The organism is Thermotoga maritima MSB8 (assembly GCF_000008545.1).
GTDB lineage: Bacteria > Thermotogota > Thermotogae > Thermotogales > Thermotogaceae > Thermotoga > Thermotoga maritima.
Genome location: NC_000853.1, coordinates 1309337 through 1322750 on the forward strand (window position 1 = coordinate 1309337; position 13414 = coordinate 1322750).

Annotated in this window: 14 protein-coding genes; 7 read left to right on the forward strand and 7 right to left on the reverse strand. The window is 45.3% G+C overall.

Annotation, left to right across the window (positions count from 1 at the left end):
• From TM_RS06510 to TM_RS06525, 4 genes are all read left to right on the forward strand, one after another.
• A complete protein-coding gene (locus TM_RS06510; protein WP_004079952.1) occupies positions 1-768 on the forward strand; it encodes a glycosyltransferase family 2 protein in 768 nt (255 codons plus the stop codon).
• 189 nt (positions 769-957) lie between these two features.
• Positions 958-1716, forward strand: a complete 759-nt coding sequence (locus TM_RS06515) for a glycerol-3-phosphate acyltransferase (RefSeq protein WP_227738395.1) — start codon at positions 958-960, stop codon at positions 1714-1716.
• A gap of 5 nt (positions 1717-1721) precedes the next feature.
• A complete protein-coding gene (locus TM_RS06520; protein ID WP_004079950.1) occupies positions 1722-2717 on the forward strand; it encodes an aromatic ring-hydroxylating oxygenase subunit alpha in 996 nt (331 codons plus the stop codon).
• Positions 2718-3130: 413 nt separating this feature from the next.
• Positions 3131-3307 (forward strand): hypothetical protein, encoded by a 177-nt coding sequence (locus TM_RS06525; RefSeq protein WP_015646156.1) that lies wholly within the window; start codon positions 3131-3133, stop codon positions 3305-3307.
• 413 nt (positions 3308-3720) lie between these two features.
• Here TM_RS06525 and metE read toward each other — a convergent pair whose 3' ends face one another.
• On the reverse strand, positions 3721-5925 hold the full coding sequence (gene metE, locus TM_RS06530) for a 5-methyltetrahydropteroyltriglutamate--homocysteine S-methyltransferase (RefSeq protein WP_004079949.1): 2205 nt from the start codon (positions 5923-5925) through the stop codon (positions 3721-3723).
• Positions 5926-6100: 175 nt separating this feature from the next.
• Here metE and TM_RS06535 point away from each other — a divergent pair, with 175 nt between their 5' ends.
• Complete coding sequence (locus TM_RS06535; RefSeq protein ID WP_004079948.1) at positions 6101-6448, forward strand: cupin domain-containing protein; 348 nt, start codon at positions 6101-6103, stop codon at positions 6446-6448.
• On the opposite strand, the gene TM_RS06540 is transcribed toward TM_RS06535, so the two are convergent.
• The 6 genes from TM_RS06540 to TM_RS06565 all read right to left on the reverse strand — a co-directional run bounded on the left by TM_RS06540 (position 6435) and on the right by TM_RS06565 (position 10421).
• Positions 6435-7433, reverse strand: a complete 999-nt coding sequence (locus TM_RS06540) for a radical SAM protein (RefSeq protein ID WP_227738396.1) — start codon at positions 7431-7433, stop codon at positions 6435-6437. The two genes, TM_RS06535 and TM_RS06540, sit on opposite strands and share 14 nt — an antisense overlap.
• A complete protein-coding gene (locus tag TM_RS06545; RefSeq protein WP_004079944.1) occupies positions 7351-7638 on the reverse strand; it encodes a DUF362 domain-containing protein in 288 nt (95 codons plus the stop codon). The genes TM_RS06540 and TM_RS06545 overlap by 83 nt, the downstream gene beginning before the upstream one ends.
• Positions 7639-7642: 4 nt before the next feature.
• Entirely contained in the window at positions 7643-7993 is a 351-nt protein-coding gene (locus tag TM_RS06550; RefSeq protein WP_004079939.1) for a NifB/NifX family molybdenum-iron cluster-binding protein, read from the reverse strand.
• 12 nt (positions 7994-8005) lie between these two features.
• Positions 8006-8872, reverse strand: a complete 867-nt coding sequence (locus TM_RS06555; protein ID WP_004079937.1) for a P-loop NTPase — start codon at positions 8870-8872, stop codon at positions 8006-8008.
• Positions 8869-9720 carry an ATP-binding protein gene (locus tag TM_RS06560; RefSeq protein ID WP_004079932.1) on the reverse strand — a complete coding sequence of 284 codons (852 nt, stop codon included), beginning with the start codon at positions 9718-9720 and terminating at the stop codon, positions 8869-8871. Before TM_RS06560 ends, TM_RS06555 begins: the two co-directional genes overlap by 4 nt.
• Positions 9721-9797: 77 nt before the next feature.
• A complete protein-coding gene (locus TM_RS06565) occupies positions 9798-10421 on the reverse strand; it encodes a class I SAM-dependent methyltransferase (RefSeq protein WP_004079931.1) in 624 nt (207 codons plus the stop codon).
• A 52-nt stretch (positions 10422-10473) separates the two neighbouring features.
• Between TM_RS06565 and TM_RS06570 the strand changes: the two genes are divergently transcribed.
• Together TM_RS06570 and TM_RS06575 are read left to right on the forward strand one after the other, a co-directional pair.
• The gene (locus TM_RS06570; protein WP_004079930.1) at positions 10474-12558 is read left to right on the forward strand and encodes an efflux RND transporter permease subunit; all 2085 of its coding nucleotides are present in this window, start codon (positions 10474-10476) and stop codon (positions 12556-12558) included.
• Positions 12555-13211, forward strand: coding sequence for an MBL fold metallo-hydrolase (locus tag TM_RS06575; protein ID WP_010865299.1), 657 nt, complete (start codon positions 12555-12557; stop codon positions 13209-13211). Before TM_RS06570 ends, TM_RS06575 begins: the two co-directional genes overlap by 4 nt.
• Positions 13212-13414: the final 203 nt, after the last annotated feature.

The window sequence follows — 13414 nt, forward strand, 5'->3', positions numbered from 1 at the left end:
ATGGAACCAAATCTACTACACATTGTGATCGTATTTTCATCTCTCCTGATATCCTTACTTTACTTTTTTTTCTCCAGAAAGCGGTTCCTTCACACCAACGGTTTTTCCAAGGAACCGGTAGGAAAAATCTCTGTTATAATACCTGCAAGAAATGAAGAGAAAAACATAGGAAAAATTCTGAAACTTTTAAGCATACAAAGGGTTAAACCGCACGAAGTTATCGTTGTTGATGACAACTCTACAGATAGAACAAGCGCTGTAGCAGAAAATTTCAAAGACGCTTTTGAAAGATTCATATTGATCAGACTAACCAAAGATCCGCCAAAAAATTGGGTAGGAAAGACCTGGGCAATCTGGAACGGATATCAAAACTCAAGTGGAGAAATTCTGATATTCATGGATGCAGATGTAGAGCCTGAAGAAGGAGCGATTGAGGTTCTTGTTGAGATCCATAAGAAACATCCTGGATTGATTTCCGTCTGGCCTTATCAGAGATTCGAGAGGTTCTATGAGCACTTGAATTTGGTGTTCAACTTAATGATCGTCTACGCGAGTAACATGCTCGGCTTTCCATCAAAAAGGCCAAAAGGAGCTTTTGGCCCTGTGATACTGACTTCGCGAAGGGATTATATGAAAACAGGCGGCCATGCAGCTATCAAAGATTCTGTTCTTGAAGATCATAAAAAACGGGATCAAGGTGATGAATTTCTTAGGAAATGGGATTATAAAGTTCAGAATGTATCCAGAAGGGTCCAGACAACTGTCTGAGGGATTTTCGAAAAACATTTCTTCAGGTGCCTTGACCGGCGGGATTTTGAGCTTCCTACTCGCTTTGATATGGATTTCTGGTTTTTATTACTCCTTCACGTCCTTTAGAACACCGCTTTGGTGGTCTATGATATATTTCATATTTTCCCTGATTGTCTATTTGCTTTCTAAGCCTCTGGGGGACTACAGGTGGTACGATGCCTTTCTATATCCGTTGCATTTCACCTTCTTCGCTGCCGTCTTTTTCCATTCACTTTACAAAACACTGGTGCTAAAAAAGGTCACGTGGCGCGGAAGAGAAATAAAAATAAGATAGCGTTGGAGGAGAGAAAATTGATGTTAAACTTTTTTCTAATAACAATTCAATTTTTATCCGGGGCGGTTATGTATTCTCACATAATCGCAAAGATAAAGGGTATCGATCTAAGAAAAATTAGAGATGGAAATCCTGGTTCATCAAATTTGTGGCGTGCAGCTGGTTGGAAATACGGTTTTCCAGCTCTGATGCTTGATTATTTCAAAGGTACTTTCCCCATAGCATTTTTCGTATGGAACGAATCCTTCCATGTAAATCGTTATGTTATCGCATTTGCAGCACTTTCTGGAATACTCGGTCACGCGTTTTCACCTTTTCTGAAATTCAAAGGTGGAAAGGCTATCGCAACGACCTTTGGAGCTTGGTCTGTTCTGACAAAGTGGGAAGGACCCATGGTTCTTGGAACTGTTTTCACAATTTTTTCGATACTCCACAGGTTAAGAGGCAAAAACAAAACAACGCCGGAAGAAGATGCCTTCAGGGTTATGATAGGATTTGCCGCACTGTTAATTTACACGATGTGGAAGGTTTTCAACGGTATGCCCGAACTGGCTATACTCTACTTTGGAAATTTTTTGATTGTATTTTATAAACACCGTTTGGAACTAAGAAGGTATCTTAAGGGGGTATAAAAGACATGATAAAAAACCAGTGGTACGTTGTACTGTCTTCCAGAGAGCTTAAGAAAGGCCAGTTGATAGGTGTTACAAGGTTTGGTGAAAAACTCGCTTTCTGGAGAGACAGCAATGGAAAGGTTCATTGCATCTCAGATATTTGCTGCCATAGAGGTGCTTCTATTTCACACGGAAAGGTTCTTAGTAATGGAGAGCGTGTAATGTGTCCTTTCCATGGATTCGAATACGATTCGCAAGGAAGAGTACGGACCATTCCAGCAAACGGAAGAAACACACCAGTACCCGAAAATTTCAGGGTGAAATCTTACCCGACCTATGAGTTAGCAGATTTCATATGGATCTGGTACGGCGATAGGGAACCAGAAAAACCACCAAAGTACTTCGATGATATAACTGATGAACTGGTCTACACAGAGTTTAAAGAAGTTTGGAACGTTCATTATTCAAGGGCAATAGAAAATCAACTTGATCCCATACACCTTCCCTTCGTACATTACAACACAATAGGCAGAGGGAACAGAACAGTTGTCGATGGTCCAATAGTTGAATGGAAGGATGACGAAATGTTCTATTTCTACGTGTTCAATAGAATCGATGATGGCACACCAGCTCGAAAACCAGAAGAGATGGATCCAAAAAGAAAGAGCAAGGTTTATCTCGAGTTTAAATTTCCAAACATTTGGCAGAATCATATATCCGAAAAAATCAGGGTAACGGCTGCATTTACTCCCATAGACGACGATCATACGATGATCTATCTGAGATTTTACGTGGGTCTTACTGGAATCAAGTTTTTAGATAAATTGATAGCGGTTTTAGGAAAACCTTTCAACAAGATAGTGCTTCACCAGGATAAACGTGTTGTTGAAACCCAGATTCCAAAAAGAAGCGAGCTTCGAATGGGTGAAAATTTAATTCCGGGCGATGCACCGATACTTGAATACAGAAAAAAAAGAGAAGCATTGAAGTCCATGCAGCAGAATAATAGGGTGAAATGATGGAAGATCAAGGGCAGAGGATAACAAGTTTCGAAGAGTTAATAAAACTTTGAGAGAAAACATATGACGAAAAAAGAAAATCCAAGCGGTTTCATCTGCTTCCGTACTACTCGAAAAACATTGTGTTCAAGATCTAGATAAAGATTGCAAGGGAAAAAAGCAGAGTACTCCCTGGTAAAACTGCTGAATCAGTTGTCAAAGTTTTCATGGCCGTAGATAAACCACCAGAGGATTTTGAGAAAATATCGAACGCGCATTTCTTTTATACACCATCCAGGTAAGGCGTAGGTGAAATCGAACGAACTGAGCTCCAAAATTTAAAGGATTCACTGAGGAAAAATTTCAACGAAGAAGAAATATCCCGTTGGATCGACAGATTTTGCAAACATACTTCATACGAAATTTCTATTCCTGTGCTGAGAAACAGGAAATTAGCGCTGGAAGGAAAAACAGGAGTCATAGTAAACTTTTTCTTTGACTACCAGTTGGTGAAGATGATATACGATTCTGGTTGGTACGATAAGTTCAAAATGATTCTAGAAAGCGATAGAAACGCTATCGGAAACGGTATGCCTCAGTTTGAAAGATAAGGCGATTTTTAAGTTCTCTTCAACTCCTTTGACTATAGAAAGATATGTGGGCACATCGATGGTTCTGTCGTTGGCTGGGCATTCAGCGAAAAACTCTATAAAAATCTGTCGAAGTCGCCTCTAACTCCCTTTCCAGATATCTACAAGGCCGGTCAGTGGGCATATCAACCTGCGGGTGTACCCATGGCGATTCTAACGGGAAAATTGACCGCAAACAAAGTCTAAGAGAGAAATGAAACTACGATCTAAAAAAAATCGCTCCGGCATTGCGCCGGAGCTGTTTATTCTTCCCTTGAATTTTTTCAACCATCTTGTATTATACCACAAACTGTTTCTGTTTGTCAAGTACTTTTTTGTCCCGTTTCTTCTTTCGAAATCATTATAATACATTCCCGCGAAAAGACAAGTCCCCCTCAACTTTCAAATTTTTCCCTCATCTCCTTTGCAAGCGCTACCATGTTTCTGAGCGATGGAATTACTTCGTCCCAGTTTCTCGTCTTGAGACCGCAGTCGGGATTAATCCAGATCAGCTCCTTAGGCAGTACCCTGAGAACTCTTTCGACTATTTCCCTCATTTCGTTGATGGAGGGAACAGCAGGAGAGTGGATGTCCCAAACACCAACACCGATCTGCTTGATCCATCCCTTGAAATTTTCAAAGGCAGAAATGATCTCACCTTTACTCCTCGAAGCCTCAATGCTGATCACGTCGAACTCCAGCTGGTGGATGTACTCAATTATTTCGTTGAAATCCGAGTAGCACATGTGGGCGTGGATCTGTGTTTCCGGTCTCGCGTTGGCCGCCAGGTTGAAGGCGTTTATCGCCCATTCGAAGTACTCAGGCCATTTACTCTTTTTGATGGGTGCTTTTTCTCTGAACGCGGGCTCGTCGATCTGCACGATTTTTATTCCCGCCTCTTCCAGATCCTTCACTTCTTCGTTTATCGCAAGGGCTATCTGGTAGGCTATTTCTCTCTCTGGGATGTCTTCCCTGTAGTAGCTCCAGCTCATGATGGTGACGGGTCCTGTGAGCATTCCTTTGACGGGCTTTTCCGTGAGAGACTGAGCGTAGGTGATTTCTTTGAGCGTCATGGGTTCTGGTCGTGTGACGGTGCCGTATATGATTGGTGGGCGATAACACCTCGAACCGTAGGAGAGAACCCAGCCGTTCTGAGTAGTGGCGATGCCGTTCAACTTCTCAGCGAAGAACTCAACCATGTCGGTTCTTTCAAACTCACCGTGCACAAGAACGTCGAGTCCTATTTCTTCCTGAAGTTCTATAGCCTTTTTTATCTGTTCCTTTATGAAAGCTTCATATTCTTCTTTGGAAATTTCTCCCTTTCTGTATTTTGATCTCATCTTTCTCACTTCAGGAGTCTGCGGGAAAGAGCCAATGGTCGTTGTTGGAAAGAGTGGAAGGTTCAGTCTTTCTCTTTGGATTCTGTCGCGCTCGGTGTATTCTTTCTCCCTTCTGAACGAATCTTCTGGAAGATTTCTTACCCTCTCAACAGCTTGGAGGTCCACCGCGAAATCTTCAAAAGACACGTTAGGAAGGTCAAATGTTTTGCCTTCCAGGAAATCTTTCAACATTTTTAGCTCTTCGAGCTTTTCTTTTGCAAAGGCAAGTTTTTCCTTCAATCCGCCTGGCAGATTGTTTTCCAGTTCCAGAGTCACTGGAAGATGAAAGAGTGGGCAGGAATTTGAGATGGCACTCGCACCGAGTTTTTCTACCAGCGATGCCACCTTTCTGAGATCCACTTTCCAGGGCTGGCGGCCGTTTATCACACCAGCCACGAGTTTTTTGTCTTCCGGGAACCCGTGTTTTTCGAGATTTTTCAGATTTTCTTCGTTCGAAACGAAATCGAAGTGAAGTCTCTTCACCGGAAGGGAGACGCACGCTTCGTAGTCGGAAACGCTGTCGTAATAGGTGAAAACAGTCAGTGGAAATTCTGAAAGCTCACGGTACACGTTCAGTATCAGATCCCAGTGGGCCTTTTCAAGATCGCAGACGAAAGCGGGTTCGTTCACGAGAATCTCCTTACAGCCATTTTCCACGAGCTTTTCGAATACTTCTTTGTAAACAGAAACGAGGCTTTCCAGCAGTTTTTCCATTTGATTTGGTCTTCTGATCCACTCGCCGTTTCTTTTGGAAAGGTACAGGAAAGTGAAAGGACCTATCACCCACGGTGCTGTTTCTATTCCCTTCGATTTGAAGAACAGATAATCCTCAAGAGGTTTGTTTTCGAGAAGATAGAACTCTTCGGTTTCTATTTCCGGAACGAGGTAGTGATAGTTGGTATTGAAGAATTTGGTCATTTCCAGAGCCTTTCCACCGCGCGCCATATCGAAGTACGTTGAAAGTCCTCTGTACTCACCGAACCTCTCCGGAACTGCCCCCACCATCACCGCTGTGTCGAGCACAAAGTCGTAGTAGGAAAGTTCGTTTGAAGGAATCACATCGACGTTCTTTCTGTAGTTTTCCACCATGTACATTCTGAGTTTGTTCATCTCTTCCTCGAACTGTTCTTCCGTGATCTTTCCCTTCCAGAAATCCTCCAGAGCCTTTTTGAATTCCCTCTTTTCTCCTATCTTCGGAAAACCGAACGCGTAAGCCTTCAACCCTTTTCACCTCCATTTGTTGTATGTTTTGAAAACATGATACCACATGTTGTGTGTAACATGGTTAACAGAAGGAAAATTTGCATAAACATTTTTTGAGGGAAAAACTGGCTCTTTCAGATTGTGATGTGTGATATACTCAAAGTCAGAAAAATCGATGAAGGAGGGAACAGGTATGGTCGTGAGATCTTCTGAAATCACCCCTGAAAGGATTTCTAACATGCGCGGTGGGAAAGGTGAAGTGGAAATGGCACATCTTCTCTCCAAAGAAGCTATGCACAACAAAGCAAGACTCTTTGCCAGAATGAAACTCCCTCCCGGATCTTCCGTGGGGCTTCACAAACACGAGGGGGAATTCGAAATCTACTACATCCTCTTGGGAGAAGGCGTCTTCCACGACAACGGAAAGGACGTTCCCATAAAAGCAGGAGACGTGTGCTTCACGGATTCTGGAGAGTCTCATTCGATAGAGAATACAGGAAACACAGACCTTGAGTTTCTGGCGGTGATCATTCTGCTGTAGTGTATCTGTAGTATCTTCGGCCGCTGTACTCGATGATTTTCACATTTTTGCAGGATCTGAGTTTTTCCAAAACCGGTTTGGGATCGATCTTCTGTGAAGTCAAAAGATCTCTTACCTCCTCTTCGTTCATGGGATGACGCTTGATCACGTTCAAAACGGCATCGATTCCTTCTCCTGCAGCGATGAATCTACTTGCTGCGGGAGTTTCTATCGATGCGGCATTGAAAAGCTCTTTTGCTTTCTCTATCGTTTCCTCATCTGGAGGTTCAACCCATCCCTCTGCCGGAGGTCTCACAGGAACGTTCACATAAACCCTGTCCGACTCTACCTGCGAGATCTTTTCTTTTAATTCTTCCAGTGCGAAATCGTTCAATCCCTTCACCAGCATCACTTCGAGCCAGATCTCACCGCTGTACTCTCTTCGAAACTTTTTCAAACCCTCGAACACTTTTTGAAACGACAGATTTTTGTGAGGTTTGTGGATCGTCCTGAAGCTCTTTTCGTCCCACGCAGAGAGTGTGGGCATTATTATGTCCGACAACTTCGCCTCTTTCCTGACTTTTTCACTCCAGAAGAGTGATCCGTTCGTTATGAGTACAACGGGTTTTCCGGTGATCGATTTGCACAGATCTATCAGGGCATCGAGGGGAGTGTAGAGAGTGGGTTCACCCTCTCCAACGATGCTCACCACGTCGAAATCATACCGGTGCCTCTTCACGAACCCTTTCAACTCTTCTTCGAACACCTTCAACGGAAAGAACGTCTGCCTTTTCACGGTGAAGTTCGTTGTTCTTCCAAGCTGGCAGTACACGCACGAATACGTGCACGTTTTGAACGGAATAGGGGAGACACCGAGAGATCTGCCGAGCCTCTTAGAGGGAACGATCCCGTACACACGGCTGTTAGAACTCATCCCATCTTCCTCGCCCTCTACCGTATCCTCTTCCCATGCCTCTGCCGAAACCTCTTCCAAGCCCTCTTCCAAAACCTCTTCCCATTCCTCTCAGCGCGGGATTCTCATAATTAGGTCTGATGGCTCCAACAGGGCATGCATCGAAGCACTTTCCACATCGAATACACTTGTAGTTGTCGATAACGGCCTTTCCGTTCTCTATTCTAATTGCACCTTCAACTGGACACACTTTGACACAATTTCCACAGCCAACACACTTCGAATTCACCCAGGGCACATCCTCACCCCTCTCTGGTGAAGGTCGTCAACTCCTCGAGCCTTCCTTCGCTGAAAGCGTCGATTGCCTCCTGAACCGTTCCTCCTTCGAACCGATAGACCTTCACTCCAGCCGCCTTCAAAGTCTCAAACGCGTTTCTGCCGACATTCGAGGCTATGAGATACTCTACTCCCTTCGAAACGAGACTTTGAACAACCTTCGGGCCTGTCCCATGCGCATCGGCGATGGTGTTTTCAACGACTTCCACATTTCCAGACTCCGTGTCATAGATGATGAAATACTCTGCCCTGGCGAATCTATCGCTCACCATGGAAGACAGATCCTTCCCCACAGATGGAATCGCTACCCTTGCCATGATGCCACCTCCTCAAGAAATTTTCTCTATGATCTTCTCAACTATCTTCTTTATGGACTCTGCAGCGGGACTGTTTTCGTACGTAACCACCGGTTTACACTCCACAGAAGCCCTCACCACCGTTTCGTCGAACGGGATTTTCCCCAGTAAATCGAGCCCTTCACTCAAACAGTAATCCTCTATCTCTCGAGACACGACCGAGTTTATATCGTACTTGTTGATCACTATTCCAAATTCTCTCTTGAGACACTTCAACGTTTCCACGATTCTCTTGAGGTCGTGAAGTCCGGACATGGTTGGCTCAGTGACAACAACCACATAGTTCACTCCGACGATAGACGACGTGGCAGAGCACCCTATACCGGGAGCCCCATCTATGATCACATAGTCTCGTTTCAGTTCTTTCGCTTTCTCGAGAGCGAGCTTGCGAACTTCCGCTACGAGTCCACCGGAATTTTCTTCACCGGGGCTCAGCCGGGCGTAAACAATGGGTTTGCCTCCAGACCAGGCGAAGAAATACCTTCCAGCGAGGGACTGAACCAGAGTGATGGCATTTCTGGGACAGGAAACCACACACGCGTTGCACCCTTCGCAAGCGTACTGGTCAACTCCGTATTTCTCACCCGGGATTATCGCGTCGAATCTGCACACCCTTTCACAAATACCACATCTGTCACACTTCTCTTGATCTATAACGGCCTTCTTCCCTCTGTAGTATTCGTGCTCTTCCACGGGATCTCCGGGAAACAGGATGTAGAGGTTGGACGCATCGACATCACAATCTGCGAGCAGGGAATTTTCAAGAAGAACCCCGAGAGACGCGGTGAACGTTGTTTTCCCTGTTCCACCTTTTCCACTCACGACAGCGATCTGCTTCATCGAACCATCACCTCGATCTTTTCGAACAGCTCCAGGAAGTCTTTTTTCATATCCTGGAAGGCCTCGACAATCAGCTTTCCTTCGGCGCAGAGAGAAGCTATCTCCCTTTTGAACGGTATCTTCAGAAGAACAGGTATTCCCTCTTCATCGGCGAACTCTTCGATGATGGTGTTACCTGGAATGTATCTGTTGACAACGATACCGGAGGGTATCCCCATCTCTTTTGTGAGCTCGACTGCCAGTTTCAAGTCGTGAAGGCCAAAAGCGGTCGGCTCGGTTACCAATAGAGCGAAATCTGTGTTTCTCAAGCTTTCCACGACAGGACAGGACGTGCCCGGAGGAGCGTCAACGATCACAACATCCGCTTTCTCATCGATGTGCTTTTTCAACTTCCTGATGACGGGAACTCCCGTTCGCTCTCCGATGTTCAGAATCCCCATACCGAACGAGATGTTTCCATCGGCCGTTCCAAATCTTATCTTTCCTATCTCCTTTGGCCTTTCGGAGATCGCGTTGACGGGACACATTATAGAACATGCACCGCACCCATGACAGAGACTTTCGAAAACGAACGTTCCGCTCGGAAAGACGGATATGGCTCCAAACTGACAGGTGCTTGCACACTCACCGCATCGAATACACACGGAGTTGTCCACAACCGGAATCATCAGGTGGACTGGCTCTTCGAAAGAAACATCGACGTTGAAAAAGATGTGATCGTTGGGTTCCTCCACGTCCGCATCGAGAAGCTGCACCCTGTAACTTTCCGAGAGCGCTTTTGCCATGTTGACAGAAACGGTGGTCTTTCCTGTTCCTCCCTTTCCGCTGAGAACAGTTATCTTCGTCATGCATATCCCTCCACGGTTTTATTATATACCATAAACATATATTATTGCGAACATTTCTCAATAAATTCAAAGAAAAGTCATTTCTTCGTTCCTCTTATCACCACAAAAGCACCTTCACCGTAGCCTTCCTTAACCGGTTCGATCTCACTGAGCTCCGATGGGTGTTTGAAGAGAGTTTGGACGACTTTGAATTCTTCAAAACCCGCTTTTCTCATCAGATCCATCAGTTCCTCCGTTGAGAAGAATCGAGCGTTTTTGTAGAAAACGCTCTTTTCTTTGTTTTTTTCGTATTCTCTTCCAAGAAAACTCTCCCTGTCCACGATACCGACGATGAGATACCCACCCTTTTTGAGGATACGATAGGCTTCTTTCAACGCCCTTTCCGGATCATCCACAAAGCAGATCGTTGTCACCATCAACGCGAAATCGAAGCTTTCATCCTTCAAGGGAAGGTTCTCCGCTGTACCCTTCAAAACGAACACGCCTCGCTTTCTTGCTATCTCTGCCATGCGCTCTGAAGGTTCCACTCCGATCTTTATTTTGAGAGGAACGGCAAATCTTCCCGTTCCTACACCTATTTCCACACCTCTCCCTTCTGGAAGAAGGCACTTCACCGCTTGCAGTTCGGAAAGGTACGCGAACCTGTGGACCAGAAACCACCGCTCGTATTCGTTCACGAAACGTTCAAAGATATGCCACACGAATCTTCACTCTCCTTTCTGATAGAATTGAAATCTGTGGGGAGGGATCCTCTTGTTCGAAAAGTACACCTCTTTTGTTTTCAAAAACAGAAAGAGAATATTCGCTCTCGTTCTTGTGATCAATATTTTAGCACTCTTTGGCCTTTTCAGACTCCACTTCACAACGGAGTTCTCCATTTTGATGCCGCAGAAATCCCATCAGAAAGAGATCTATGACAGGATGAACACCATCTTCAAGAGCGGAGAACAGCTCGCGGTGATGGTGAAGATGAACACGGACCCTCTGAGCAGGGAAGGACTGAACAAGGTCTTTGAGATCAAAGAAAGGCTCTCCTCTATAGAAGGTGTTAAAACGGTCATAACACCCGTTCCAGAGAAATTCCCCGTCGGCTTCAGGCTCGTGGAAACAAAAGGCATGGCAGAAAAGGAGTACGAAGATTTTCTGAGTTATGTTCAGAGCGTGAAGGACCTTCTCAACGTGAAGAAAACAGATGATGGATACTACGCCCTTTTCATGATACTACCCGAAGAGAGCGTTCCACCTGAAAAAATCGAAAAGGTTCTCTCGGACTACGAGCATTATCTGTCCGGAACTCAGTACTTGGAAGACCAGATATTTCGCTATCTTCTTTTCATGATCTTCACGCTACCACCCTTTGCGGTCGTTCTTCTTTTGAACGTGTTCAGAGTACAGCTTGGAAGGTTCAAATACGCGATCTTTTCTCTCATTCCAGCTGGTTTCGCTGCTCTCTGGACACTCGGCATCGTCATGGGATGGTTCGGCCAGGATCTTTCGATAATCACTTTTCTGGTACCCATCTTCACCATTGTTATGGGTAGCGCTGATGGTCTTCACTTCGTTTCTCATTTTCTCGAGAGAAAAAGAGAGGGAGAAACCACGTTCAACGCGGTAAAGAATACCCTTGAAAGCGTTGGAAGGGCGATGATACTGACTACCCTCACCACGATGGCCGGATTTCTTTCTTTTCTCACGTTGAACTCCGAATCCATGAAACAGATGGGAGTGCTCGCGTCGATCGGTATAGGGCTCGCCGGTGTCTCCACTTGGATCGTCCTCCCCGTGATCCTCTCGAGGGTAGAGAAGGTAGAACCGAAAAACAAAGAAAGCGGAGTGTTTCGCGTCTTTCAGAAACTTTCGAAACGCGCCTTGGTTGTCACAATCGTCTCTGTTCTCATCTTTCTTCCCGGTCTGTTTTTCCTGAAAGCCGATCTCAACATCCTGAAACTCTACAAGAGCTACACACGGGTGAGAAAGAATGTGGAGAAGATCGAGGAAGTCTTCGGGAGGGCGCTTCCTGTGTACATTCTTTTCGAGTCGGAAAACCTGTTTGATCCTTCCTTCGCACAGAAGGTTCTGTCCATGGAGGAAGATCTGAAGAAAGAAGGTTTCGATGCCTTTTCGATGTACGACATCATCTCGAAGTTGAACGAACGCCTCTTCAAAGAAAAAGGATATCCGAAAATTCTCGCGAGAGCCCTGATACTGAAAAGACTCCTTCCAGACGAGTACACAGAAAATCTCGTCTCCGGAAACACGGGAAGGGCTTTTGTCTTTCTGAACGACCTGGACAGAGAAATCTTGGTGAAGGTAGAAAACGTGGTAGAGAAACACGGTTTTCAGGTCACCGGCATTCCTTACATCATAAAGGAGATGAACGATTCGATAGTACCTCAGCAACTACTTTCTGTGTTTCTGGCTATCAGCATGGTTTTTCTCCTGCTCGTGCTGTTTCAAAGAAGTTTTCTTTATCCTGCGAAAGCGATCGTTCCCGTTGGTATCTCTCTTGTGTCGCTCTTTGGTTTCATGGGGCTTTCCGGGATCCCACTCAATCTGATCACCGCGAACATGGCTGGAATAGTGATAGGTGTGGGAATAGACTACGCTATACACGTGACGGAACTGTTCAGGTACTACGGTGACATAGAAAAGACTGTCAGGATAGCGTCCACTCCCGTTCTTGCCAACGCGTTCGGACTCTCTATAGGACTTTCCGCATTGATACTCTCTCCTTTCACCTTCCACACCTATCTTGTTGCGATCATGTGGGTGACCATGACGGTGAGTTCTTTCATGAGCCTTGTGATTCTTCCAAAACTCCTGGAGGCGAAAAAATGAGGAAAGATGAATACAGAGCCACACTTCTTGAGCCGAATGTGTGGCATATCGCAGATTACAGGGGAGACAGCATGTACCTCGTGGTAGGAGAAGAGAAAGCCCTTCTTGTAGACACGGGAATGGGAGAAGGAGATTTGAAGGGCTTTGTGAGATCCATTACAGAAAAACCTGTCGAAGTTGTCCTCACCCACGCCCACTGGGATCATATCATGCAGGCAAATCAATTTGAGAAGGTGTATCTCAACCACAGGGATTTCCAGATCATAGAACTGTTCAAAATAAACGTGAATTATGAAAACTTTCTGAACGTGAAAGAAGGTGACAGGTTCGATCTCGGTGGTAGAACTCTTGAAGTGATAGAAGTTCCGGGACACACGCCCGGCTCGATCGTTCTCCTCGATAGAGAAAACAGACTTCTTTTCAGCGGGGACTCCGTGGGAGCCGGTCACACCTGGATGCACCTTCCTGGGTGTCTCCCTTTAAGGGAATACCTGAAGAGTCTCAAGAAACTGAAAGAAACTGACAGCTTCGAAAAGATCTACCACGGGCATCTCACAGGAACTCAGCTGAAACCCTTCGGCCCGGATTATCTGGACGATCTGATAAAGGCCGTCGAAGGTGTGATAGATGGTTCTCTGAGAGGTGAACCCTGACCTTTACGGGAATTTCAAGGGACTTTACGTAACGTGCGGTTCTGCAGTACTGGTGTACGATCCAAAGAACATCTAAACAGTTCTCATTGATCTTTTTTTCTCTCCACCAGATATTTGATAAGTAATCCAACGCCAACTCCTATAAGGAATGCAGTAGCAAAGTAAAACACAGAGTATCTGAAAAGAATAAAACCAATTCCAAG

Excerpts from the sequence above, each read along its gene's own strand:
- TM_RS06510 (WP_004079952.1), top strand. The coding sequence starts at position 1 with ATGGAACCAAATCTACTACACATTGTGATCGTATTTTCATCTCTCCTG.
- TM_RS06520 (WP_004079950.1), top strand. The coding sequence starts at position 1,722 with ATGATAAAAAACCAGTGGTACGTTGTACTGTCTTCCAGAGAGCTTAAG.
- TM_RS06535 (WP_004079948.1), top strand. The coding sequence starts at position 6,101 with ATGGTCGTGAGATCTTCTGAAATCACCCCTGAAAGGATTTCTAACATG.
- TM_RS06550 (WP_004079939.1), bottom strand. The coding sequence starts at position 7,993 with ATGGCAAGGGTAGCGATTCCATCTGTGGGGAAGGATCTGTCTTCCATG.
- TM_RS06555 (WP_004079937.1), bottom strand. The coding sequence starts at position 8,872 with ATGAAGCAGATCGCTGTCGTGAGTGGAAAAGGTGGAACAGGGAAAACA.
- TM_RS06560 (WP_004079932.1), bottom strand. The coding sequence starts at position 9,720 with ATGACGAAGATAACTGTTCTCAGCGGAAAGGGAGGAACAGGAAAGACC.
- TM_RS06575 (WP_010865299.1), top strand. The coding sequence starts at position 12,555 with ATGAGGAAAGATGAATACAGAGCCACACTTCTTGAGCCGAATGTGTGG.